Annotated in this window: 21 protein-coding genes and 2 pseudogenes; 6 read left to right on the forward strand and 17 right to left on the reverse strand. The window is 46.0% G+C overall.

The features are described 5' to 3' along the window. Window positions 1-42: 42 nt before the first annotated feature. On the reverse strand, window positions 43-333 hold the full coding sequence (locus J8Z23_RS18555) for a hypothetical protein (RefSeq protein WP_074190709.1): 291 nt from the start codon (window positions 331-333) through the stop codon (window positions 43-45). Here J8Z23_RS18555 and J8Z23_RS18560 point away from each other — a divergent pair. The 3 genes and pseudogenes from J8Z23_RS18560 to J8Z23_RS18570 all read left to right on the forward strand — a co-directional run. Continuing rightward, window positions 318-542, forward strand: a pseudogene (locus tag J8Z23_RS18560) (molybdopterin containing oxidoreductase); the annotation flags it as partial. The gene J8Z23_RS18555 and the pseudogene J8Z23_RS18560 sit on opposite strands and share 16 nt — an antisense overlap. Window positions 543-618: 76 nt before the next feature. Further along, a pseudogene (locus J8Z23_RS18565) lies at window positions 619-1,232 on the forward strand (c-type cytochrome). Between the two features lie 117 nt (window positions 1,233-1,349). Beyond that, on the forward strand, window positions 1,350-1,832 hold the full coding sequence (locus J8Z23_RS18570) for a hypothetical protein (protein ID WP_104970585.1): 483 nt from the start codon (window positions 1,350-1,352) through the stop codon (window positions 1,830-1,832). Here the strand turns inward: J8Z23_RS18570 and J8Z23_RS18575 are convergent. The 9 genes from J8Z23_RS18575 to J8Z23_RS18615 form a co-directional block, all read right to left on the reverse strand. Next, on the reverse strand, window positions 1,829-2,425 hold the full coding sequence (locus J8Z23_RS18575) for a TPMT family class I SAM-dependent methyltransferase (RefSeq protein ID WP_301659582.1): 597 nt from the start codon (window positions 2,423-2,425) through the stop codon (window positions 1,829-1,831). The two genes, J8Z23_RS18570 and J8Z23_RS18575, sit on opposite strands and share 4 nt — an antisense overlap. 124 nt (window positions 2,426-2,549) lie before the next feature. Continuing rightward, complete coding sequence (locus J8Z23_RS18580; RefSeq protein ID WP_434635854.1) at window positions 2,550-3,752, reverse strand: phenylacetate--CoA ligase family protein; 1,203 nt, start codon at window positions 3,750-3,752, stop codon at window positions 2,550-2,552. Window positions 3,753-3,761: 9 nt separating this feature from the next. Further along, entirely contained in the window at window positions 3,762-4,583 is an 822-nt protein-coding gene (locus J8Z23_RS18585; RefSeq protein ID WP_053394530.1) for an ABC transporter ATP-binding protein, read from the reverse strand. An 80-nt stretch (window positions 4,584-4,663) separates the two neighbouring features. Further along, window positions 4,664-5,908, reverse strand: coding sequence for an ABC transporter substrate-binding protein (locus J8Z23_RS18590; RefSeq protein WP_256898753.1), 1,245 nt, complete (start codon window positions 5,906-5,908; stop codon window positions 4,664-4,666). Between the two features lie 310 nt (window positions 5,909-6,218). Beyond that, a complete protein-coding gene (locus J8Z23_RS18595) occupies window positions 6,219-7,286 on the reverse strand; it encodes a branched-chain amino acid ABC transporter permease (protein WP_434635726.1) in 1,068 nt (355 codons plus the stop codon). An 11-nt stretch (window positions 7,287-7,297) separates the two neighbouring features. After that, on the reverse strand, window positions 7,298-8,191 hold the full coding sequence (locus J8Z23_RS18600; RefSeq protein ID WP_005392598.1) for a branched-chain amino acid ABC transporter permease: 894 nt from the start codon (window positions 8,189-8,191) through the stop codon (window positions 7,298-7,300). Beyond that, entirely contained in the window at window positions 8,191-10,143 is a 1,953-nt protein-coding gene (locus J8Z23_RS18605; RefSeq protein WP_193447194.1) for a long-chain fatty acid--CoA ligase, read from the reverse strand. Before J8Z23_RS18605 ends, J8Z23_RS18600 begins: the two co-directional genes overlap by 1 nt. Continuing rightward, window positions 10,143-10,943 (reverse strand): ABC transporter ATP-binding protein, encoded by an 801-nt coding sequence (locus J8Z23_RS18610; RefSeq protein WP_005392600.1) that lies wholly within the window; start codon window positions 10,941-10,943, stop codon window positions 10,143-10,145. The genes J8Z23_RS18605 and J8Z23_RS18610 overlap by 1 nt, the downstream gene beginning before the upstream one ends. A gap of 241 nt (window positions 10,944-11,184) precedes the next feature. Beyond that, window positions 11,185-12,822 (reverse strand): electron transfer flavoprotein-ubiquinone oxidoreductase, encoded by a 1,638-nt coding sequence (locus J8Z23_RS18615; RefSeq protein ID WP_243327949.1) that lies wholly within the window; start codon window positions 12,820-12,822, stop codon window positions 11,185-11,187. Between the two features lie 156 nt (window positions 12,823-12,978). On the opposite strand from J8Z23_RS18615, the gene J8Z23_RS18620 reads away from it, so the two are divergent. The 3 genes from J8Z23_RS18620 (at window position 12,979) to J8Z23_RS18630 (ending at window position 16,748) form a co-directional block, all read left to right on the forward strand. Further along, on the forward strand, window positions 12,979-13,731 hold the full coding sequence (locus J8Z23_RS18620; RefSeq protein WP_434635729.1) for an electron transfer flavoprotein subunit beta/FixA family protein: 753 nt from the start codon (window positions 12,979-12,981) through the stop codon (window positions 13,729-13,731). Next, the gene (locus J8Z23_RS18625) at window positions 13,728-14,654 is read left to right on the forward strand and encodes an electron transfer flavoprotein subunit alpha/FixB family protein (RefSeq protein WP_237309485.1); all 927 of its coding nucleotides are present in this window, start codon (window positions 13,728-13,730) and stop codon (window positions 14,652-14,654) included. Before J8Z23_RS18620 ends, J8Z23_RS18625 begins: the two co-directional genes overlap by 4 nt. Before the next feature lie 87 nt (window positions 14,655-14,741). Next, complete coding sequence (locus tag J8Z23_RS18630; RefSeq protein ID WP_434635730.1) at window positions 14,742-16,748, forward strand: acetoacetate--CoA ligase; 2,007 nt, start codon at window positions 14,742-14,744, stop codon at window positions 16,746-16,748. A gap of 26 nt (window positions 16,749-16,774) precedes the next feature. Here the strand turns inward: J8Z23_RS18630 and mnhG are convergent, their stop codons facing one another. The 7 genes from mnhG to J8Z23_RS18665 all read right to left on the reverse strand — a co-directional run bounded on the left by mnhG (window position 16,775) and on the right by J8Z23_RS18665 (window position 22,685). Then, a complete protein-coding gene (gene mnhG / locus J8Z23_RS18635; protein WP_434635731.1) occupies window positions 16,775-17,068 on the reverse strand; it encodes a monovalent cation/H(+) antiporter subunit G in 294 nt (97 codons plus the stop codon). After that, window positions 17,068-17,346 (reverse strand): cation:proton antiporter, encoded by a 279-nt coding sequence (locus tag J8Z23_RS18640; RefSeq protein WP_005392606.1) that lies wholly within the window; start codon window positions 17,344-17,346, stop codon window positions 17,068-17,070. Before J8Z23_RS18640 ends, mnhG begins: the two co-directional genes overlap by 1 nt. Continuing rightward, a complete protein-coding gene (locus J8Z23_RS18645; protein WP_005392607.1) occupies window positions 17,339-17,815 on the reverse strand; it encodes a Na+/H+ antiporter subunit E in 477 nt (158 codons plus the stop codon). Before J8Z23_RS18645 ends, J8Z23_RS18640 begins: the two co-directional genes overlap by 8 nt. After that, window positions 17,812-19,308 carry a Na+/H+ antiporter subunit D gene (locus tag J8Z23_RS18650; RefSeq protein WP_434635732.1) on the reverse strand — a complete coding sequence of 499 codons (1,497 nt, stop codon included), beginning with the start codon at window positions 19,306-19,308 and terminating at the stop codon, window positions 17,812-17,814. Before J8Z23_RS18650 ends, J8Z23_RS18645 begins: the two co-directional genes overlap by 4 nt. Continuing rightward, complete coding sequence (locus tag J8Z23_RS18655) at window positions 19,305-19,658, reverse strand: Na+/H+ antiporter subunit C (protein WP_434635733.1); 354 nt, start codon at window positions 19,656-19,658, stop codon at window positions 19,305-19,307. Before J8Z23_RS18655 ends, J8Z23_RS18650 begins: the two co-directional genes overlap by 4 nt. After that, complete coding sequence (gene mbhE, locus J8Z23_RS18660) at window positions 19,658-22,327, reverse strand: hydrogen gas-evolving membrane-bound hydrogenase subunit E (protein WP_434635734.1); 2,670 nt, start codon at window positions 22,325-22,327, stop codon at window positions 19,658-19,660. The genes J8Z23_RS18655 and mbhE overlap by 1 nt, the downstream gene beginning before the upstream one ends. Window positions 22,328-22,493: 166 nt before the next feature. Continuing rightward, complete coding sequence (locus J8Z23_RS18665; RefSeq protein WP_005392611.1) at window positions 22,494-22,685, reverse strand: hypothetical protein; 192 nt, start codon at window positions 22,683-22,685, stop codon at window positions 22,494-22,496. Window positions 22,686-22,727: the final 42 nt, after the last annotated feature.

The raw sequence follows: 22,727 nt of genomic DNA on the forward strand, positions 1-22,727 counted from the left end.
ATGTGACGCTGATTTGGTATTCATTATTTGATGCCATAGCGTTTAAATACGGCAGCTTTTCTGCCACACCATCCAGCGCTCTCTACCTTTAAAAACCTCAACACTGTTTGCCACCACTGAGGATTCCACAAGCTTAAACGCCGGTTCTAGATAACCCTCCAACTCCCCACTTCGCAAACAAAATGGAGGGAAGCGAGAGTGGTAATCATCATCTATAACGAAATAACCAATTAACAAACCGTCTCTTGGCAGCAATTTATCCACCATAGCAAAGTAATCTGGCCACTGGTCTCTCGGTAGTGCAGCGAGAAAGGATTGATTTTGGCGCAACATGGATGGATGCCGAACTCGCAGCCCCAGCCAATGACGGCGCTTGGCAGACGTTCAACGCCAAAGAGACATTCCCCCAAGCGGGCTACTACGAAGTTGGGGCAAAAGCGACTGATGACCAAAAGGTGGGCCAACCTTTTGCTATCGCATGGAACCCGAAAGGTTACCTCAACAACACCTTCCACCGCATCGCGCTGATTGTTAAGGGTTAAACATGAAGGGGGAATAACAGTGAAAGCAACATTCTTAAATAAGCGGGTTTTCCCGCTCTCGTTTACTTTTCTCGCGCTGTTAAGTTACTCAGCCTTAGCAAACAGTGACGAGTTGATAGCCGCAGGTGAACGGCAAGCGATGGTGTGTAAAGCTTGTCACCAGTTTGAATCCAATGGAGTAAGTGTTGGGCCGCCTCTTTGGGACTTAGCAGAGCGTGATATTGCCGGCTTTGCAGGCTTCAATTAAAGCGAAGCCATCAAACAGCATCAAGGTCAATGGGACGCAGAAAAACTAGACGCTTTTTTGGCGTCACCATCGGAGTTTGCTCCGGGCACAAACATGGTCTTTCCCGGCGTAAAAGACCTGGGTGCGCGAGCCGCAATCATTGCATGGCTAGCAACCCAAAACCCTACGCCACCAGATTGGAATACTGCTTCATCTGAAATGGAGGTCAAATCAGCTGGTGATGGGATATTAGCGCCAGGAGAGAATATGGAAATCGTCGCAGCAGTATGTCGGCCAGTCACTCTTTACACATGGTCACGCAGCAAGGATTAAGCCGACAAAGATGGGATGAAACCTTAGACTGGATGATTGAAGAGCAAGGGATGGATGAACTGCCGGGTGATGATCGCGAAGCCATTCTGAAATACCTTTCGACCTATTATGGGGGTAACTCCCGCCTTTAAAACTAACGCTTATTGATATTTTACATACGTATTCTTTCTATGTGAGTATCCCCTCAACAGGAATAGAGTGAAGTAACCTCTGTTATTTCACAGTATGTATCGATGAGGTTTAAGAGATTGAAGGCAGAAGAGTTTTTTGACAACCATTACCTTTCTATTTGGGTTTTTCTTGTTGGCGTGGCAGTCATTACCTTGATTATGATGGGAGGCGGCATGGCAGTAACGTTGCTGGCAATATTGATTGACCAGTCGTCTGAGCACTTAACAACTGATGCTTTCTTGGCTCTAAACTTTTCTTTTGCTGGGATCATGACTCTACTGCTTGTTATCCCAAACATGATGATTGTTAGAGGCAAACCTAAAGCGGCAGAAATCAACTTAATCAATATTTACTTTCAGTTCCTTGTTTACGCTCTTGGCCTATTCCTTCTTGAAGATGAACACAAACTTTTTTTTGTTAGTTTTGTACTTTTTCCTATTATCGCTCTCTGGCTCATGGCATCGACCAAATATCATACATTTGTGACTTACTTTTCAGCGATTAAAAAAGAGCCAGAAAGTTTCCGTGAATACTTCTTCAAAAAGATTAAAAGCGACTAACACTTCTGCCACACCATCCAATACTCCTTACCTTTAAATACATCCACACTATTTGTAACGGGTGAAGATTCAATAAGTGTAAACGTTGGTTCAAAATATTGCGCCAACTCCCCACTTCGCAAACAAAATGGTGGGAAACGAGAACAGTAGTCATCATCTATAACGAAATAACCAATTAACAAACCGTCTCTTGGCAGCAATTTATCCACCATAGCAAAGTAATCTGGCCACTGGTCTCTCGGTAGTGCAGCAAGAAAGGCACGCTCGTAAATCACATCAAATGAGTGCGTAGAGTCAGTGTTAAATACATCCCCTAGCACGACTTTACCTTTGTGCTTGCCTAACGTCGATTGCGCCATTTTTACTGCTTGTTGGCTGTAATCCATCGCGATCACATCATGCCCATATTGAATAAAAGAGCTGAGTTCATAAGCAGCGCCGCAGCCAGGGATAAATACAGACTGACCGCTATTAAGCGCTTTTTCTAGGTAAGCTTTTAGCTCTTGAGGTGTGGTTTTGGCATCCCATGGCATAGTGCCTTGGGTAAACAAATTATCCCAAAACTGTTGATTGATGGTCGGTGCCTGCTTCATTTATCGCCCTCCTAATTGTACTGGCACAAAAAGAAAGGGATACGCAGCACAATGTGGTATCCCCTCTCCTAGCCTTTGATTTTTACGTTGTTAGCTTTTTATAACTGCGGTTTACAATGACGGATTAACTGCGCAAGTCATTGATTAACGGCTGTTCGGTCTGATTGGACACGAACTGGATATTGCCTTTCAGTTTGGTAACAGACTGGAGTGTCGCTTGAATGTCCTCTGCCGAGACATGGACATCATTGCAGCAGAAAGTAATGGTATCGTTGAAGCCATCACGCTCAATTTTCAAGGAGCCTTTAATATCGTGGCGACGACAGACTTCTTGGATCTGATGCGGATAAACAAACAGGCCTTTCACTTTCACCGCTGAGTCCGCACGCCCCATCCAGCCTTTAATTCGCGCATTCGTGCGTGGCGAACCCGAGCCCGTTTCTAGGTATGCCGATAAATCTCCCGTTGCGTAGCGAATCAGCGGAAACTTCTCATCGAGCGATGTCACGACCACTTCGCCGACTTCTCCCGGTTGTACAGGAATGCCATCAGGATTAACGATTTCAACGATAATATCTTCGGCAATCACCAAGCCTTGCTCGCCTGTGACTTGATAAGCAATCAAACCAAGCTCAGCACTTGCGTAGGCTTGAGAGACTGCAATGCCTTTGTCCGCAAACGCCTGTTGCATGTCTGCGGTGACCGCTTCACCAGAGACCAGCGCTTTGGTAAAACTCGGCGACTCATCGTATTGTTCTTGGTACTTTTGTAGCAACGTCAGCAAGTAAGAAGGCGTGCCCGTATAACCCGTTGGCTGCAGCTGTTTAATCGCTCCAATTTGTGCTTCGGTATTCCCGACACCCGCCGGAAATACCGCGCAGCCACAAGCCCTTGCGCCACCGTCCATAATAAATCCGCCAGGCGAGAAATGGTAAGAGAGCGTGTTATGCACTAAATCGCCCGCACAAAACCCGGCTGCGTGGAACGCGCGCCCCATACGCCAGAAATCCACCTCATCCGTTTGTGCCTCATACAACGGCCCCGGAGACTGAAAAACACGCGCCATCTGACCAATCGCAACACTATTTAAACCACCAAACGGCGGTTTAAGTTGCTGCTGGTTTGGCATATTGAATTTGCGCGTAATTGGAAACTGGGTAAGCCCTTCACGATTATTCGCCAATGTAGGATCTAACTCAGAAAAATGCGCCGCATAATGTTCGCTGTTGGCTTTTGCATTTTCAATCAACGTTGGCAGACGTTGAAACAGCGACTCTTCTCGCGCCTGCGGAGACAAAGACTCTTTCGCATCAAATAGTTCTTTCATCATCGCTCCTTACAACCAACGCTTACGACGTTTGTAAGATTTCAGGTTCTTAAAGCTCTTGCGATCTTCATCGCCGCCGCCAAGGTAGAACTCTTTCACATCTTCATTGTTAAGCAGTTCGTGCTTGCTGCCATCCAGAACGATTTTGCCTGATTCCATGATGTAACCGTAATCGGCCGCTTGAAGGGCAAAGTTGGCATTCTGTTCCACCAGCAACATGGTAATGCCTTGATCTTTATTGATCTTGTTAATAATGCTGAACACCTCTTTCACCAGCAGTGGTGAAAGCCCCATCGACGGCTCATCCAACAAGATCATTTTTGGACGAGCCATCAGTGCACGACCAATCGCCAGCATTTGCTGCTCACCGCCTGATAAATAACCCGCTAGACCAGTGCGCTCTTTAAGGCGAGGGAAATAGTCAAACACCATTTCGATGTCTTGCTCGACTTCGTTGTCTGTGCGCGTATAAGCCCCCAAGCGCAGGTTTTCTATTACCGTCATATCTTCAACAATTCGGCGCCCTTCCATCACTTGGAAGATGCCCGAACGGACGATCTCTTCCGGGCTTTTGTTATCAATACGCTCGCCCATGAAGTTGATTTCGCCACGGGTGACTTCGCCATCTTCGGTTTTCAGTAGGCCAGAAATCGCCTTCAACGTTGTTGATTTACCCGCACCGTTGGCACCAAGTAAGGTTACGATCTGCCCTTTTGGTACCTCTAAACTCACGCCGCGCAATACCAAGATTACTTCGTCGTAAACCACTTCAATATTGTTCACCGAGAGCAATATTTCTTCCGGTTCGATATTCGTTGCTAATTCAGTCATCAAGCCACTCCTTGCTAGGGTGAGAGTTTCCTCTCACCCATCCTTATTTTTAGTCAGCTTTGTTATTGATAAGTCGTAGATTAGTAACCTAGCCAATCATCACGACGTGACAATGTCACTTGAGACACTTTCTTAATGTCGACTGCGCCGCCGTTGTTGTTACCCATAAACACGTTTACAGTTGTTGTGCCACGGTGATCTTCTGGTTGCCAGTTAGCAGGAACACACACGCCCTCTAAACCTTTTGGTACCCAGTTATCATGGACATACATGCCTTTCTTGATGTTGTCACCCGTGATACCACCATTGTCTTTCGCCCATTCCATCGCTTCTTTCATGTAGAACGCAGAACAAATGCCGCGAATGTAGTGGTGAGTTCTAAACTCGCCCGGCTCTGATTCAGACTGCTTAGAAATCTCACGGACCAGTTTCATGCCTTCGTTATCATCTCCCCAAAACGCCGTCATGCCAGGGAAAACGTAATCTTTAAGGCCGTCACCCGCTGCTTCGAGTACTGGTTTGTCACCGCCCCAAATGTTCGCCATGTACTGGAACTCTGTGCCAACCGTGTTGCAAGACTTCACGAGTGAGATAACCGAGCTACCGATATTGGCAATGTAACCGTAGTTGGTGCCAGACTCTTTGAGTGACAGACATTGTGCTTTGAAGTCCCCTGGTTTGAGTGACACAACGACTGGGTTTTGCACCTCAAAACCAAGCTCTTCAGCATATTCTGCACACGCTTCTTTTGGCGCATTCGGGAATGGGTGGTTATCGCCAATATGGGTAAATTTCGGCGCACCTTGGTTGCCCTTTGATTCCCAATCTTCTTTCGCCCACTTCACCAGTGCACGACACGCATCTGAGTACGACGCACCATAAAAGAAGTTATAAGGCGCTGGTTTCGCGGTTTTTGGGTTTTTGCCGGTTGGGTCCGTTAAGTGACCAGAGTAAGAAGCAGAGAACACCGGCACTTTGTCTTTGGTCACAAACGAGATCAGTGCTTCCGTATCTGCTGTCCCCCAGCCTTGCAGCGCAACCATGTTTTTGCGCGCTACCCAACGTTTGTAGTTGGAAATGGCTACTGGCACTTTATACGCCATGTCTACCGTTTCAAATTCGAGCTCGGTACCGTTAATGCCACCGTTTTGGTTAATCCAACGCAATGCGTCTCGTACGCCAGAACCATAGGGCTTGCTCACATAGGCTGTTGGTCCAGAAAAGTCGACTAATTGCCCGACAAATACAGAGTCTTTTGCCCAAGTTGCGGTAGTAAACAGTGCCGAAGATAGCACCAACGTTGTCGCTAAATGTCCTTTGTTCATAACTCGTTGTCCTTGTTATTGAGGTATATTCCACTTAAGTACCCGGAGGGTCTGTTTATCTTTCGTGATTAATTTTTGTTCGAGATAAAAGCGTTATAATCGCGGCGAGAGGTTTGTAGCCTAGTCATTCTAAGCAAAATACCTCTCAACAAAGAGTAGAACGCTTTTAGCCGAACCCTTTGGGCAGCGTTTGTGGGTCCCTTCTACTGCGTTATCGACTTATCAGGTAGTGCACTACATTTCAAAGCCTCTGCCTTGTATAACGAACCCACAAACTGCTGCAAAAATCAGCTCGAAAGGTCAACAGACCCTAGTAAGAAAACGGATAGTGTTTCCAATATGCTCGAATCTGTTGCCAGCGATGCGATAACCCTTGAGGTTCGAAAATGAGAAACAGCATGATGACTAAACCAATCGCCATTTCTTTGAAGTAAGCCAGGCCATCAATGAACGAAGTGTTATTGCTAAACTCAGCCAACCCCGTCACGCCAAACTCCAAAACTTCAGGCAGCAATACGATAAATATCGTGCCCATCAGCGTACCTTTGACTGAGCCCAAACCGCCAATGATGATCATTGCCAGGAACTGGATAGACATCATGATGGTGAAGCCTTCTGCTGATACAAACCCTAAGTAATGCCCGTACAGTGCGCCCCCGATGCCTGCATAAAACGCACACACACCAAATGAGAGCAGACGATACTTAGTGAGGTTGATACCCATGATTTCTGCCGACAGATAGTGATCTCGTACCGAGACAAACGCGCGACCATCACGAGAACGGATCAAGTTCGATGCCCACATGTACATAAAGATCAACGCAAACAGAGCAACGTAGAAGAAGCTTTCATCGGTCGTAAACTCAAAGCCAAACAAGTTAATTGGGTTTGCGCTTGCACCGTATGAACCGCCACTGAACCACTCTGCGCGAGCAAAGAAATCTTCCAAAATAAACTGCGCAGCCAAAGTCGCGATCGCGAGGTATAAACCTTTAATTCGCGCAGCTGGCAGACCAAACAGCATCCCGACAATCATGGTTAAGTAACCCGCAAGCGGAATCGCGAACACGACTGGAATGTTGTACTGGTTATTCAGCCAAGCCGATGCAAATGCACCAAAGCCAAAGAACGCACCATGACCTAGGGAAATTTGTCCGGTAAAGCCAACTAGGATGTTTAAACCCAGCGCCGCGATACCGAGATACGCAATCTGAATAAACAGGTTAAGAAAATAGATATCCAATACCAAAGGCGCAGCCAACATGGCGATCACACCCGCAATCGCTAGGCTTCTAATGGTTTTGGTTTCAAAAATTGGCGTATCACTTTTGTATGTGGTTCGAAAATCCCCACATGGGCGCATGCTAAGTTGAGCCATGTTATTTCTCCTTAAATACGCTCGATATCTTTGGTACCAAACAGGCCATATGGCTTGAAGGCAAGAATGATTAACAGCACATAGAACGGTGCGATGTTATAAAGGTTACCCACTTGCAGGTATTGACTATCAAAGAACTCAGCTAAGTTCTCTAGCACTCCGATGGTGATGCCACCGACAATTGCGCCGACTACAGAATCTAAGCCACCTAAAATAACGGCTGGGAAAACTTTGATACCAATAATGGATAGCGCGTCAGATACGCCGTTAACGATCCCGATAACAATCCCTGCTGTTGCAGATACCATTGCCGAAATAGCCCAACTAATGGCGAACACTTTCTTGATGGAAATGCCAAGACTCTGGGCTACTTGCTGGTTAAATGCCGTTGCGCGCATTGCCAGACCCATTTTGCTGAATTTGAAGAACCAGTAGAACGCGCCCATGATGAGCATCGAGAAGATCAAACTCAGAATGTAAGCGAACTCAACGTTCAAACCACCGATATTCACCACATTTGTTTCGAACACTTGCGGATACGACACAGCTGAGACACCAAATATCCATTTCATCAATGCTTGGAAGAACATAGACAGACCGATGGTCACCATGATCACAGAGATAATCGGTTCACCAATCAACGGTCTGAGCACAATGGTTTGCACGGCGATACCGAACACCATCATGAACGCGAGCGTGAGTAAAAAGCCGATAAAAAATGGCAGTTGCAGATGAACAAGCGCCGCCCAACATACCCACGCGCCAATCAGCAAGAACTCACCCTGAGCGAAGTTGACCACCTGGGTCGATTTGTATATCAGTACAAAGCACATGGCGACCACGCCATACAACATGCCAACGATCACGCCATTAATGACGAGTTGCAGTAATAAATCCGTATTCACTATGCGATCCTCCGTTGTTCGCTATCCACCAGTGTTGGCTCATGTTCAATAAGCGTTTCAATCACTAGCGACGTTTGAATGCGTGTTTTGGTGCCATCCTGATAAGTGATCACTGTATCGACATCGACTTTTGGATCGTCGCTGTAGATGGTTTCGATGATGTCTCCGTATTTCTCTGCAACCACACCACGGCGTACTTTACGTGTGCGAGTTAGCTCGCCATCGTCGGCATCCAGCTCTTTGTAAAGTAGAATGAATTTGCTGATCTTCTGTGCATCCGGTAGGGATTCGTTCACTTTCAGCACTTCTTCACGAATCGCTTGATACACTTCTGGTTGAGCAGATAAGTTGGTGTAGTTAGTAAATGCCAAACCGCGCTGCTCTGCCCACTTCGCAACAATCGCGTAGCGAATACAGATGATGGCGGATAGCCAAGGTCGACCTTTGCCCACCACTACGGCTTCTGCAATAAACGGCGAGAACTTGAGTTTGTTTTCAATGAACTGCGGAGAGTAGCGGTCGCCATGGCTGGTTTCCGACATATCTTTCAGACGATCAATCACCACCAAGTGACCAGAATCTTTAAAGTAACCCGCATCACCCGTATGCATCCATCCGTCTTGTACGTCTTCGTCATACGCTTCCTGGTTGTTCAGGTAGCCAGTAAACATGCCGGTACTTTTCGCGATGATCTCACCCACGCCATTGCTGTCTGGGTTGATGACTTTCACTTCTGCATTGTCAAACGCGACACCGACCGAATCGTAATCCACGTCATCGGCTTGGTGGACGGTGTACGCACCACACATTTCGGTTTGACCGTAAAGCTGCTTGAGTGGTACACCGATCGCTTGCAGATAGCGGAAAGTATCCGGTCCCATCGCCGCACCACCCGTCGCAGCAGATGCTAGATTCGAGAAACCTAAGCGGTCACGCAAAGCACGTAGCAAAATCCATTCAGCGAGTTTTGAACGTTTGCCCTGCTCCAGTGCTTTGTTGGCTAAGCTCATGCCCAGTTTGTACATCTTCTGTTTAAACGGTGTAGAATCCATCATTCGTGCAGACACGTCTGCCACAATGTTTTCCCATACACGCGGTGCAAGTAGGACGAAGTTCGGGCCAATTTCGCGCAAGTCAGACATCATGGTTTCTTGTTCTTCCACGAAGTTAACGATTTGACGAGAAATCAACGCCTGACCAACCACATACACCTGCTCCATAATCCAAGGCAAAGGCAGAACAGAAACGTAGTTGTCGCCTGGGGAGCGCGGGTCTGCACGCAGATAAGCCGCACAGTGATCCAAGAACGTGCCGCTGTGTAGCTGAGCTAATTTTGGTTTGGAAGTCGTACCCGACGTGGTACAAAGAATCGAAAGATCGCTGCCTTTGGTTGCCGCAACCATATTGAGATATTTATCGGGATCCGCTTTGTCGATCAGTTGACCTTTTTTATAGACCTGCTCAACATCAATCAGTCGTGGGTCGTCGTACTTGCGCATTCCACGCGGGTCACAATAGATAATGAATTCTACGCTTGGGATCTCATCACCGAGTTCAAGTAGCTTATCGCATTGCTCCTCATCTTCCGCAACCACGACTTTTGCTTTGGCATAATTGATGAGGTACGCCACTTCTTCGTGCATGGAGTCTTGATAGATGCCCAGCGAGAAGCCTTTAATCGCATGGGCAGCCAACTCGCCCCATACCCATTCCGGGCGGTTATCACCCAGCAAACCAACGACGTCTTGCTCACCAACACCTAAGTCTTTGAGTGCGAGCGCCATCCACTTCACTCGGTTTTCATAATCTTGCCAAGTGAACTCTCGCCAAATACCAAACTCCTTTTCACGCATTGCGACTTGCTCGGGCCAGTGCTTGGCGTTGTGCTGCAATACTTTTGGAAAGGTATCTAAGCGGGTTATATCTGCCCAATCATTATGTTGCTGTGCCATTATGCACTCTCCTCTAATGTCGGTAGCTCTTCGCCTAAGTACGCTTGTTTCACATGCGGGTTGGCCATCACTTCTTCTGGCTCGCCCATAGCAATGTGTTTACCAAAATCCAACACCAATACGCGGTTAGAGATATCCATCACCACGCCCATATCGTGCTCGATCATGATGATGGTGATGTCTAACTCTTCATTCAGATCCATGATGTAACGCGCCATGTCTTCCTTTTCTTCCAAGTTCATGCCTGCCATCGGTTCATCAAGCAGCAACAACTTAGGTTTTAAGGCAATGGCACGAGCAAGTTCTACACGTTTACGTAAACCGTAAGAAAGTGTGCCAGCGGTGGCTTTGCGAATGTGCTGGATTTCTAGAAAATCGATCACGTCTTCCACGTACTTGCGGTGCGCCATCTCTTCTTTCTGTGCGTTAGAGAACCAATACAGTGGCCCCGTGACGAAGTTGTTTTTTAGTAGGTGATGTCGGCCAACCATAATGTTGTCCAGTACTGACATATGAGAAAAGAGCGCTAAGTTTTGGAAGGTTCTTCCCAACCCTAACTCAGCTCGTTGGCTAGGTGTTCGTTTGGTTACATCATCTCCAGCGAAGATTACAGAGCCTTTGTTTGGTGTGTATCGACCAGAGATGCAATTGAGCATTGAGGTTTTACCTGCACCGTTTGGACCAATGATTGAAAAGATTTCTTTTTCATTCACATGGAAGCTCACGTCAGTTAGAGCTTTCACCCCACCAAAAGCCAATGAAATATCGTTTACCTGCAACAGAGGCGATTCCGATACCATAGTTGATCTCCCTTTCGTTATTTAAGTGCGTTCCATTGAGCACTATTTGATCAAACCTAACTTTGATACTGGTAACCGCTTTTACACCTATGCATCAACTTTGCGTTCAGTTTACGTAAACGTCAATTTAAAATCAGAATAGTGCTTGAAAGATTAAGTTGCAATCGAGTTCATCGAGAAAGATTTGAACTAACGCAAACTTTAAGTAAATAAATTGTTAATAAAAATTATTCTCAGACGACTACATATTCGGATAGTTAGGGCCACCACCACCTTCCGGCGGTGTCCAAGTAATATTTTGACTTGGATCTTTGATGTCGCAGGTCTTACAGTGGATACAGTTCGCCGCATTTATTTGCAGCTCTGGCTGCTGATCCCCCTGTACGATTTCATAAACGCCAGCCGGGCAATAGCGCTGTGCTGGCTCTGCATATAACTCAAGATTCTGCTCGATGGGAATGCGCTGGTTCGCCAAACGTAAGTGGCACGGCTGATCCTCTTCATGGAAGATATTGGATAGATAGACAGAAGAAAGGCGATCGAAACTTAACACACCGTCAGGCTTTGGATAGACAATTTCATTGCTGTTTTCCGCCAATAGCAGAGACTGATGGTCGGGCTTATCACAACGGATATGCCACTTAGCTTTGCCTTTTAACACGTTATGTTCCAGCAGCGCTAAGCCACCGCCCAGCCACGATCCAAAGCGGTGAATGCCACTTGAGAAGTTACGTGCTTGATAAAGCTCTTCATACAGCCAAGACTGTTTGAAATGCTTTTGATAATCAACAGTAACAGACTGACTCTCAAGGGCTTCACATACTGCTTCAGCGGCAAGCATGCCAGATTTCATTGCGGTGTGCGTGCCTTTGATTTTAGCGCCGTTAAGCGTTCCTGCATCACAGCCAATCAACAAGCCACCAGCAAACTGTTGCGTGGGAAGCGAATGGAAACCGCCCTTGGTGATCGCTCTTGCGCCATAACTAATGCGTTTACCATTTTTGAGGTATTGCTCAATCAACGGGTGATGTTTAAAACGCTGAAATTCATCGAATGGACTCAAGTGCGGATTCTTATAGTTCAAGTCAACAATCAACCCGACGGCAACTTGGTTTCCCTCTAAATGGTAGAGGTAGCTGCCACCTGTGGCTTCGTTCGCTAACGGCCAGCCTAAGCCGTGAACCACTAACCCTTGTTGATGCTGCTCTGGTGGTATTTCCCACAACTCTTTAAAGCCGATAGCGTAATGTTGAGGCGTTTTATCTTCAGCGAGATTAAATCGATTAATCAACTGCTTACCAATATGACCCCGCGCGCCTTCAGCAAATAAAGTAAACTTCGCTCGCAGTTCAATACCAGGTTCGAAATTTCCTTTTTGTTCACCATTTTTGTCCAATCCCATATCGCCCGTGATCACGCCACAAACGCGGTTGTCTTCATCGATGATGGCTTGACTGGCGGTAAAACCTGGGTAGATCTCCACCCCTAAGTTCTCAGCCTGCAACGCCATCCATCGGCATAGACTGCCCAAACTTATAATGTAATTACCGTCGTTATGTAACGTATTAGGCACTGCCCAAGAAGGCAGTTCATGACCATTGATTTCATTGCCTAGATAGTAGGTTTTATCTTGGTTTACTTTGGTATTGAGCGGTGCGCCTTTTTCCTGCCAATCTGGAAACAGTTCATCCAAACTGCGCGTTTCAAACACCGCACCCGATAAAATATGCGCTCCAACTTCAGAGCCTTTTTCTACCACGCAAACAGAGAGGTCTTGTTCTTTCTCTGCGGCTAACTGTTTGATTCGGCATGCCGCAGACAAACCTGCGGGACCAGCGCCTACAATCAGAACATCAAATTCCATGCAGTCTCTTTCCATGATTGCATTCCTTTTTCTTTGCATGTTGCCAACTTGTTAAGCAACAATATATTTAAAGTTGACGCAAACGTAAAGGTAAATTAACATCATTTTAAAGACGTCATCACATCGTCTTCACTGTAAACACATAGTCTTCACTGTAAAAAGGAATCTAACGTGAAAATACTAGTGCCAATCAAAAGGGTCATTGATCCCTACGTTAAAGTTCGTGTGAAAGCGGACCATAGCGATGTTGAAACCAATAACGTCAAGATGACGATTAATCCATTTTGCGAAATAGCCGTTGAAGAAGCCGTACGACTAAAAGAGCAAGGTATTGCAGATGAAGTCATCGTTGTCAGTGCTGGCGGTAGCCAATGTCAGGAGCAACTACGTACTGCGCTTGCGTTAGGTGCCGATCGCGCTATTCATGTCGATACTGAAGACAAAATAGAGCCATTAGTCGTCGCTAAGCTGCTCAAATCTCTGGTCGAGCAAGAACAAGCACAGCTTGTGATTACGGGTAAACAGTCGATTGATACCGACAACAACCAAGTGGCTCAGATGTTGGCAGCCCTACTTGACTGGCCTCAAGCAACTTTCGCTTCAGACGTGAAGATAGAAGATCAAAAAGTTCAGGTCGTGAGAGAAGTGGACGGCGGCTTGATGACGGTCGCGATGAACTTACCTGCGGTGATCAGTACTGACTTACGCCTGAATGAACCGCGTTTTGCCTCTTTGCCTAATATCATGAAAGCTAAGCGCAAGCCGTTAGATACAATCACACCTGACAGTCTGGGTGTTGAAGTGGTATTTAGCCAAACCATTCAAGAAGTCACACCGCCAGCGCAAAGAAAAGGTGGCATCAAGGTTGAATCTGTCTCAGAGCTTCTCGATAAGCTGCGTAACGAAGCGAAGGTGATTTCATGAAGAACTTAATCATAGCAGAGCATGACAATAACCAATTGCATGCGGACACACTCAAAGTGGTTAATGCAGCAAAACAAGTCAGCCAAGACAATGTTTTGATCGTAGTAGGCCACCAGTGTGAAGAAGTCGCTCAGCAAGCTTGTCGCGTTGATGGTATATCAAACGTAATTTGTGTCGATGATGAGCAACTTAAGCATCAATTTGCCGAGAGTATCGCACCTATCGTGGTCGGTTTTTCTGAAGGTTTTGACGCCATCTGGGCTAGCTCATCATCAAAAGGAAAAGATCTTGCACCGCGAATTGCAGCGAAGTTCGGCGTTGGGCAAATCTCCGATATTGTCCAAGTTATCGATGAAAACACCTTTATTCGTCCTATTTACGCAGGGAATGCATTTGCCAAAGTGACCACCAGCGACAAGGTTCGCGTCGTCACAGTGCGCGCGTCTGCGTTTGAGCCGGTTACTTGTCACAATCAAGCTGACATTGAGCATCAGCAAGTCACCATCTCAGCTCCAATGGTTGAATTGGTTTCTGTCGATAAAACCGTGTCAGAGCGTCCTGAATTAAGCGCGGCAGAGGTGGTTGTGTCAGGTGGACGCGGAGTCGGTAGCAAAGAGAACTTCGCATTGATCGAACAAGTCGCCGATAAACTGGGGGCCGCCATTGGCGCTTCTCGCGCGGCGGTTGATGCTGGGTTTGTTGCCAACGATTTACAAGTGGGTCAAACCGGTAAAATCGTTGCGCCTAAGCTTTATATTGCAGTTGGGATCTCCGGTGCCATCCAACACCTTGCAGGAATGAAGGAATCCAAGGTGATTGTCGCGATCAACAAAGATCCAGAATCTCCTATCTTTGAAGTTGCCGACTATGGATTGGTTGGTGATTTATTTGAGGTACTACCTCAGCTTGCCGAACAACTTTAAACAATCAGATAAGGGGCGAACACTGCTATGTTCGCCCCTTTATTTTGTTTTGGTCATATTCAAAAAGAATTGAAATTAGAGGGACCTATGCAAAATTCTGCACCTATTTGGTCACCATCTGCTGAGCGCATCAGCAATAGCAACTTGCTACGATTTATCGAGACGGTTAATGCGCACCAAACCGAAGATATCTCAATCAATAATTACACGTCTTTACACCAGTGGTCCATTGACCATAATGACGAATTTTGGCGACATACCTGGCATTTCTGTAACGTCATTGGAAATATTGGCTCGCAAGTCAAAAGCCTTGGTGCTCCCAAGTGGACACAGACAGATTCTACTCAGAGTCATGTAAATAGGGACACCGTATGGTTTGCTGACGCCACGCTGAACTACGCAGAGAATCTCCTCTCTCAGGCCGAACAAACACCTGAGCGTGAGTTTATCGTTTTTACTAATGAAAGCGGTGAACACAAGCAGCTCACTGGTACACAGTTGCTCGAACGAGTGTCTGTCGTTCAGCAATGGCTACTCAATTGTGGTGTTGGCAAAGGCGATGTCGTTGCGGGTTATTTGCCCTACCTTCCAGAAACCGTTATAGCCATGTTGGCTACTACCAGCCTTGGCGCCATTTGGACTTCAACCTCTCCTGATTTTGGTATCGATAGCGTCGTAGAGCGTTTTGGTCAGGTCAAACCGAAAGTTCTTTTTTGCTGTGATGGCTACCAGTTCGGAGGCAAAGCTTTCGATATGACGGACAAAAACACCACTCTTAGTAGTAAGTTAAGCAGTACCTCCGAAGACGCTACTATTAGCGTATGCCAAATCGAATATTTACAAAATGCTAAGAATGCTAGCACTTCTGACTTTGTGTATTGGTCTGATATTACTCACCACTTTTCTCCAAAACCAGTTCAATATCAACCAACACTGTTTAATGACCCGTTATTCGTTTTGTATTCTTCTGGTACAACAGGTCAACCTAAGTGTATTGTCCATTCCGTGGGCGGTACCTTGCTCAATCACCTCAAAGAACATCAACTACATTGCGATATCAAACCACAAGACAAGGTTTTCTACTACACAACATGTGGCTGGATGATGTGGAACTGGCATGTTTCAGCACTTGCGAGTGGTGCTACCTTAGTGATTTACGATGGTAGTCCGGTTTACCCTGATCACTCCGTCTTATGGCGATTAGCGGAAGAACATAGCGTGTCACTGTTTGGTACGTCAGCGAAATACTTAGAAGCACTGGAACATGCGAGCTACTCTCCCAAGTCAGAACATGACCTGAAATCACTCACAACCCTGTGTTCGACTGGTTCGGTGCTTTACCCAGAACAATTTAATTATGTCTATCAGCACATCAAGCAGGACTTGCATCTCGCTTCTATCGCTGGCGGCACGGATATTTGCGGGTGCTTTGTACTTGGAAACCCTATCTCACCAGTTTACAAAGGTGAATGCCAAGGCGCAGGGCTGGGAATCGACGTGCGTGTTTTGGACGACGAGGGAAAAACCATTACACAGCAACGCGGCGAACTGACTTGCAATAACTCACTACCTAACTTCCCTATTGGGTTTTGGCACGACAACGGCGAACGCTATCACAACGCTTATTGGAGCAAGTTTACTGATATCTGGCACCACGGCGACGATGTGATGCAAACCGAACATGGCGGCTTTATTTTTTATGGCCGTAGCGATGCGACATTGAATCCAGGCGGCGTACGAATCGGCACCGCTGAGATCTATCAGCAAGTGAACGCGTTACCCGAGGTCGAGGACTCCATCGCCGTCGGCAAGTTAAACCAGCAGTCTGAAGAAATCTGGTTACTAGTAAAACTCGCTCACGAGGTCGAGTTAACCCAACAACTCACCGATTCAATTCGCCAAACACTAAAATCAAAATGTTCACCACGCCATGTGCCACGCCAAATTTTTGCTATCAGTGGTATTCCTAAAACGCGATCAGGAAAACTGGTTGAACTAGCCGTGAAACAACTGGTGAACGGGCAAGCTGTAAAAAATATTGGTGCCATTGCTAACCCAGAAGTGCTGGAAGAAATTAGCCAGCTGAATCAATAGTGACTATTGGTTAAACAAGAAAAAACTTAATCATTGCGCCAAATCTTATATCCGACCTCTCGCATTGCTCTGCCGAGCAAGTGGGAGGCGACAGGCGCCGTGAGAACGATAAACAACATCGTACCGATAACTCGGGAGATCACGGTGACTTCAGGAGTTGAGAGGGCAACCGCTAGTAGTAAACAACTAACTCCAACGGTACCGGCTTTGGTTGCGGCATGCATTCGGGTATATAGATCTGGCAACCGCAACACACCTAAACTAGCGCTTAGGATCAATAACGTCCCTAAACATAAAAACAGCCCAATCAACACATCCATTATTCTTTCTCCTTCCTTTTAACGATCAAACGCGCAAATGCGATTGTGCCAAGAAATGCGACCAAACCTAATGTAATGGCGATATCTAACAAAGCATCCTCACCACTGTCTAAGGTGTAAACCGTAATAAAGCCGATGGTGATAAATGAAATCAAATCTAACGCCACAACTCGGTCAGCCAGCGTTGGTCCTAAAATTAAACGGAAGAAAGCCATAACAAAACTGAGTAATAGCCCTGCATAGGCAAAAGTGACACTTATTTGCAGCCAACTATCCACGCGTCACCTCCAAAATTCGATGCTCTAATCCGTTTTTAATTCCACGGATAACTTCTTCATGCTCAGGCGCAAACATGGCATGAACGATAAGATGCTTTTTATCAGGCGTAACGTCCAAACTGAGTGTGCCCGGTGTTAAAGAAACCATATTCGCAAGTAAGGTGATTTCAAGGTCGGAATCGACGTCCAAAGGGACATAGACGATATCTGGCTGGCTCAAATGCGTTGGCGTCACGACATCCCACACGACTCTTGCAACCGATATGATCATTTCATAAGCGAAGTACACCAGTAACTTTAATGCCGACGCAAAACGTCGAAAGTAGCTGGTTTTTAATCCAAATGGTTGGCTCAACCGTAAGGCAAAAAAACCGACCGTAAATCCGACAATAAAATTCAAACTCGAATAGCTGCCGTTTAACATCATCCATGCTAATGCTAAGAAAAGATTGAGGAATAGATAGATCATGGATTTCCTCCCAATACCGCTCGAATGTATTCATTCGGATTTAACAGTTGTTCAGCAGCTTGAACAGAAAACTGATAAAAAGGCTCCGCCACAAAGCCTATGACCAACGTGAACATGGTCAATACGGCAATTGGAACGCAATACAACCAATGTACTTTGACTTGCAGAGTCTGTTCTGTTTTCTCCCTAACCGGCTTTTTCCAGAATGCCTCACTCCAAATTTTCGTCATCGAGTAGACGGTAAGCAGCCCCACCAACAGCGCGGTACCGGCTAACCAGTAATATTCAGCCTGTAAACTCGATTTGATCACCAAAAATTTGCCCCAGAAACCAGAGAGCGGCGGAAATCCTGCCAGAGAAAACGCAGGGACAAGAAACAAGAACGCTAACCAAGGCATTGCTTTATATACCCCGCCCAAATGTTCAAGTTGACTAGAGCCATATTTGCGCTCAATAAAGCCACCGATTAAGAACAAATTCGCTTTTACAATGATGTGATGAACAATGTAGAAAATAGCACCAGCTAAAGCTAAGGGAGTGTAAATCGCCAACCCCATGATCATATAGCCTATTTGGCTAATGATGTGAAAAGAAAGAATCTTCTTAATGTCGAATTGACTTGCCGCCCCCAAAACACCCGTTAACATGGTGAGGCCAGCAATCCAAATCAACGTCGGCTGCCAACCACTCTCGGCGAGCGGAAATACTAATGTGAAGACTCGTATTAACGCGTATACGCCGACTTTAGTAAGCAACGCAGCAAACAGCGCAACCACACCACTTGGTAAGGTGTGATAAGAAGCTGGCAACCAAGCAAATAAAGGAAATAGTGCCGCTTTGATAGAAAATGCAAACAAAAACAAGGCGGACAACATCATGTTGATGCTCAGTTCGCTCTCTCCCGCTTTGGTATAGAGATCGGCCAAGTTCAAGGTGCCCGTTGCGCCATACAACAAACCGATGGCAAGTAAGAACACTAGCGTCGAAATCAGGTTCAACATCACATACTTCACTGCCCCATCAATTTGAGTTTTCGTTGCATCTAATACCATTAAACCAAATGACGCGATGAGCATGACCTCGAACCAAACATACAGATTAAAAATATCTCCGGTGAGGAACGCGCCATAAACACCAGCAAGCAACACGTGCGTCAACGCATGGTAATTGCTATAGGAAGGTTTTCGGTGAAGGTCCGCCATGGCATAGAAAACACATATCGCACCAATCACCGCCGTAATCATCACCATGGCAACGCTGAAGTAATCTGCGACAAAAACGATACCAAACGGTGCTTGCCACTGGCCAAAAGCAACGGCTTGAATACCATTACTTATGATGTTTTCTGTGAGAAAGCCTGCGACAACAAGGTTCAAAATCGCACTCGCGCCACTTAACCACTCAGCACTTTTTGTTGAGCGACGTACAAAGAAAATGGTCAGCGCCGTACTCAATGAAAGAACAACAGGTAACGTCAGTAAAATCGAACTCATTGACCCTCCTCATAACGTTGCATTTCATCGACGTCTGCGGTTCCAGAATCTTTATAAGCTCGATAGAACAACATTAAAGCAAAAATAAGTAGCCCAAAACCGATGACTATCGCGGTTAAAATCAGTGCTTGAGGTAATGGGTTTGCCGCGCCATCTGGTGGCAAAAGTGCATTATCGCCAATCAATGGCGGCTCTCCAGGAGTCAGCCTTCCCGCGGTAAAAATAGCAAGGTTAACCGCACTACTGAGTAACATGATACCGAACAAAAGACGCAAGATATGCTTTTCTAGCATTAAGTAAACGCCTGCGGCAACAAGTATTCCAACGACAACACTCCAGACTATTTCCATTACTCTAGCTCCTCATTAATACGAAGCAACATCCCCATCACGCCACCTATAACGGCAAGATAAACACCTACATCAAAAACCAACGGCGTACCCAGTGGTATCACATCTTTCCACCACAACCCGGTTAAAAACGGTTTATCAAACGCAAAGCTCAAAGCACCAGATATTAAGCTCAATGCGATGCCAGATAACGCAATGAAAAACGGCTTGAAATACAATCTAGAACGAACGTATTTCGGTGATTCCGCGAACATGAGAAGCGATAAGCCAATAACGGCAATCAATGCACCAATGAAGCCACCACCCGGTTCGTTATGACCACGTAATAACAGATACACTGAGAACACGAGCATGAGCGCCGCGACGATATGTGCCGTGGTTGCAAAAATTAATGATTGAATACGGTTTTGCTTTTTCGCTCTTGTCTTAAGCAAGCTCACTGCTGCAATCCCAGCAATGACAACGACGACAACCTCTCCCAATGTATCGAACGCACGAAAGTCGACGAGAATGACGTTGACAATATTGCGCCCATGCCCGCCTGGGACACTATTTTCCGCAAAGAATTCAGACACCGATGAATCCATCGGCTGGGACGTGATTCCTAACAAGAGGAAAGTAATCGAAACACCTATCACGCCCGCTATACAAACATTCGCCAATTTGCGTTTTATTGAATGCTTGGGCACGGTGGTTAAACGCGGCATATGACGCATTAACAATGCTAAAAAGACCACCATTAATGTTTCCACTAACAGTAAAGTCTTCGCGACGTCCGGAGCACTGTAGATCATAAAAACAAGCGTGGTCATAAAACCAATCATACCTAGCGCAGAAATCGCAAGAAGCCTTGAGTGAGACAACGTACATACGAGCGCTGCACCAATCAGCAATAAGGCAATGCCAATCTCATAGAAAGCCACGTTTGAAAGCTGCTCTAACAAAGGCAGAGGAATAAATGCTACCTGACCAAGTAAAGCGACGGCGAGTACCGCGAAAAATAGCAGGACATAACGACTCAACTTCTTTTGCTGCAACAGCGCCGTTTGCCACTTCGCCAGTGTCATCATGCCATCTAATAGTCGTTCAAAAACATTCTCCGCTTTGGGGACGAATAGATGTAACCGCTGAAAAAATGCAGACACAGTAGGATAAACACGGTACACCACATACCCCAATACTAGCGTGATAACGCTTAGGACCAGCGGTACATTCACTCCATGCCATAATGATGTCGCTTTAATATCGGCTGCAGGCAGAATGTCAGCAGAGCCAGGAAAGATGATGTGGTGATCTAACCAATTTAAACCGACTAACGGAACGATGAGACTGCCAAGTGCCAAGAGTAAAGGTGAAACCCACATAGCCTTTTTGGCCTCAATCGGCTTCGTTTCAATTGGCACGAGATCACGGCGAGCAAAGAATGGTCTCGCAATAAGCATAATGGTTAGCGCAACCATCAATATATTGACCATTAAAAGTACAAAGGCGATCCAGTTATTGAGCTCTACTGCGGATTTGTACATGTATTCTTTGCTCAAAAAGCCTAACAACGGCGGAAACCCAGCTTTTGACAATGCAGCCAAACTCCCCGCAACCATGCTGATGACGAGCACTGACTTCAAGCCGTACAGTTGATCGATATCTCGTGTTCCTGTCGCTTTGTCGATATTGCCCACCACCATAAACAGCGCTGCTTTATAGAAAGAGTGGGCAAGGATAAACATCAATACCGCACTCACGGCCAATTCTGTGCCCATACCTAACAATAATGTTAATTTACCCAAAGCAACATTCGTGCTGTAGGCTAGCATCAGCTTCAAGTCAGTTTGTTTTAATGCGACAAACGTGCACCAAACGGCGGTGATACTCCCTGTGATCACTAGGGCATAAAACCAAACCTCGCTATGAGCATAAACTGGCGATAAACGCGCTAACAAGTAAATGCCCGCCTTTACCATTGTTGCCGAGTGTAAATACGCACTGACTGGAGTGGGCGCTGCCATCGCGTTAGGTAGCCAAAAATGAAACGGGAACTGCGCAGATTTAGTAAATGCACCAAGTAGTATGAGCACTAGAGATGGCATAAACCATTCGTGCTGCGCAATCGTGTCCGCCTGAGCGATGATCGTATGTAACTCATAACTCCCTGCCATCGCTCCCAGCAAGATAAGGCCAGCTAACAACGCTAATCCACCAGCACCGGTAACGATCAACGACTGCAGTGCATTTTTTCGTGACGTTTTGTTTTCGTGATTAAAACCAATCAGCAAGTAAGAAGTGATGGTGGTGAGTTCCCAGAAAACGAACAACAATAGGATGTTATCGCTCATCACAATCCCTAGCATGGCAAGCATGAATAGGGTTAGGTATAAATGAAAGGAAAATCGGCTATCACTCTCTCGTAAGTAAGCCAAAGCGTATATTTGGATCAGTGCGCCAATCCCACTGATCAGCCCGGCAAAAAGGAATGACAGACCATCTAACCTAAAGCTGAAGTTAATATCGAGGCCAGGTATCCATTCCGCATTCCAGCTTACGCCTGCGGGTGTGTAGATGTAAAAAAGAAAAGAGAAGATTAAAATTGGCAGCACAGGGAAAATCAGTAAGACCAACTGATTATCGGGATTTTTCGGCAGGTTTTCTTTACCCGTTATGCTATTCAACATCGCAGCCCATTCATTTTTATAAGAAAGTTCGCCCTATTTGGCGCAAAGATAAAAAGCTCCACTTGATTGTTTTAGCCCAAGTATTTCAAAAAAGATCATAAAACCAAGGGATAAGTAGCAAACAGCAATCACTGAATGCTACTTAAAGGAACGTTAATACAAACAGCTACTTACTGTCCGCTACGGTGTAAGAACGTAGATCACTACTTACGTGTTCTCGACTGAATGTGTATGGATTATCGTCATCAGTTAACTCGAACGCATCGTAGGTGCAGTCACCGATATCATTTCTCGGACAAACATAAACGTTCGAACGTTCTATCATTTCTGTGTGGCATTTCGGGCATAGGTTTTTCATGTCACTCTCCTCTGATAACTTATTGATACACTGATAATTCCA

The organism is Vibrio sp. SCSIO 43086, from assembly GCF_051132235.1.
Classification (GTDB): Bacteria; Pseudomonadota; Gammaproteobacteria; order Enterobacterales; family Vibrionaceae; genus Vibrio; species Vibrio diabolicus.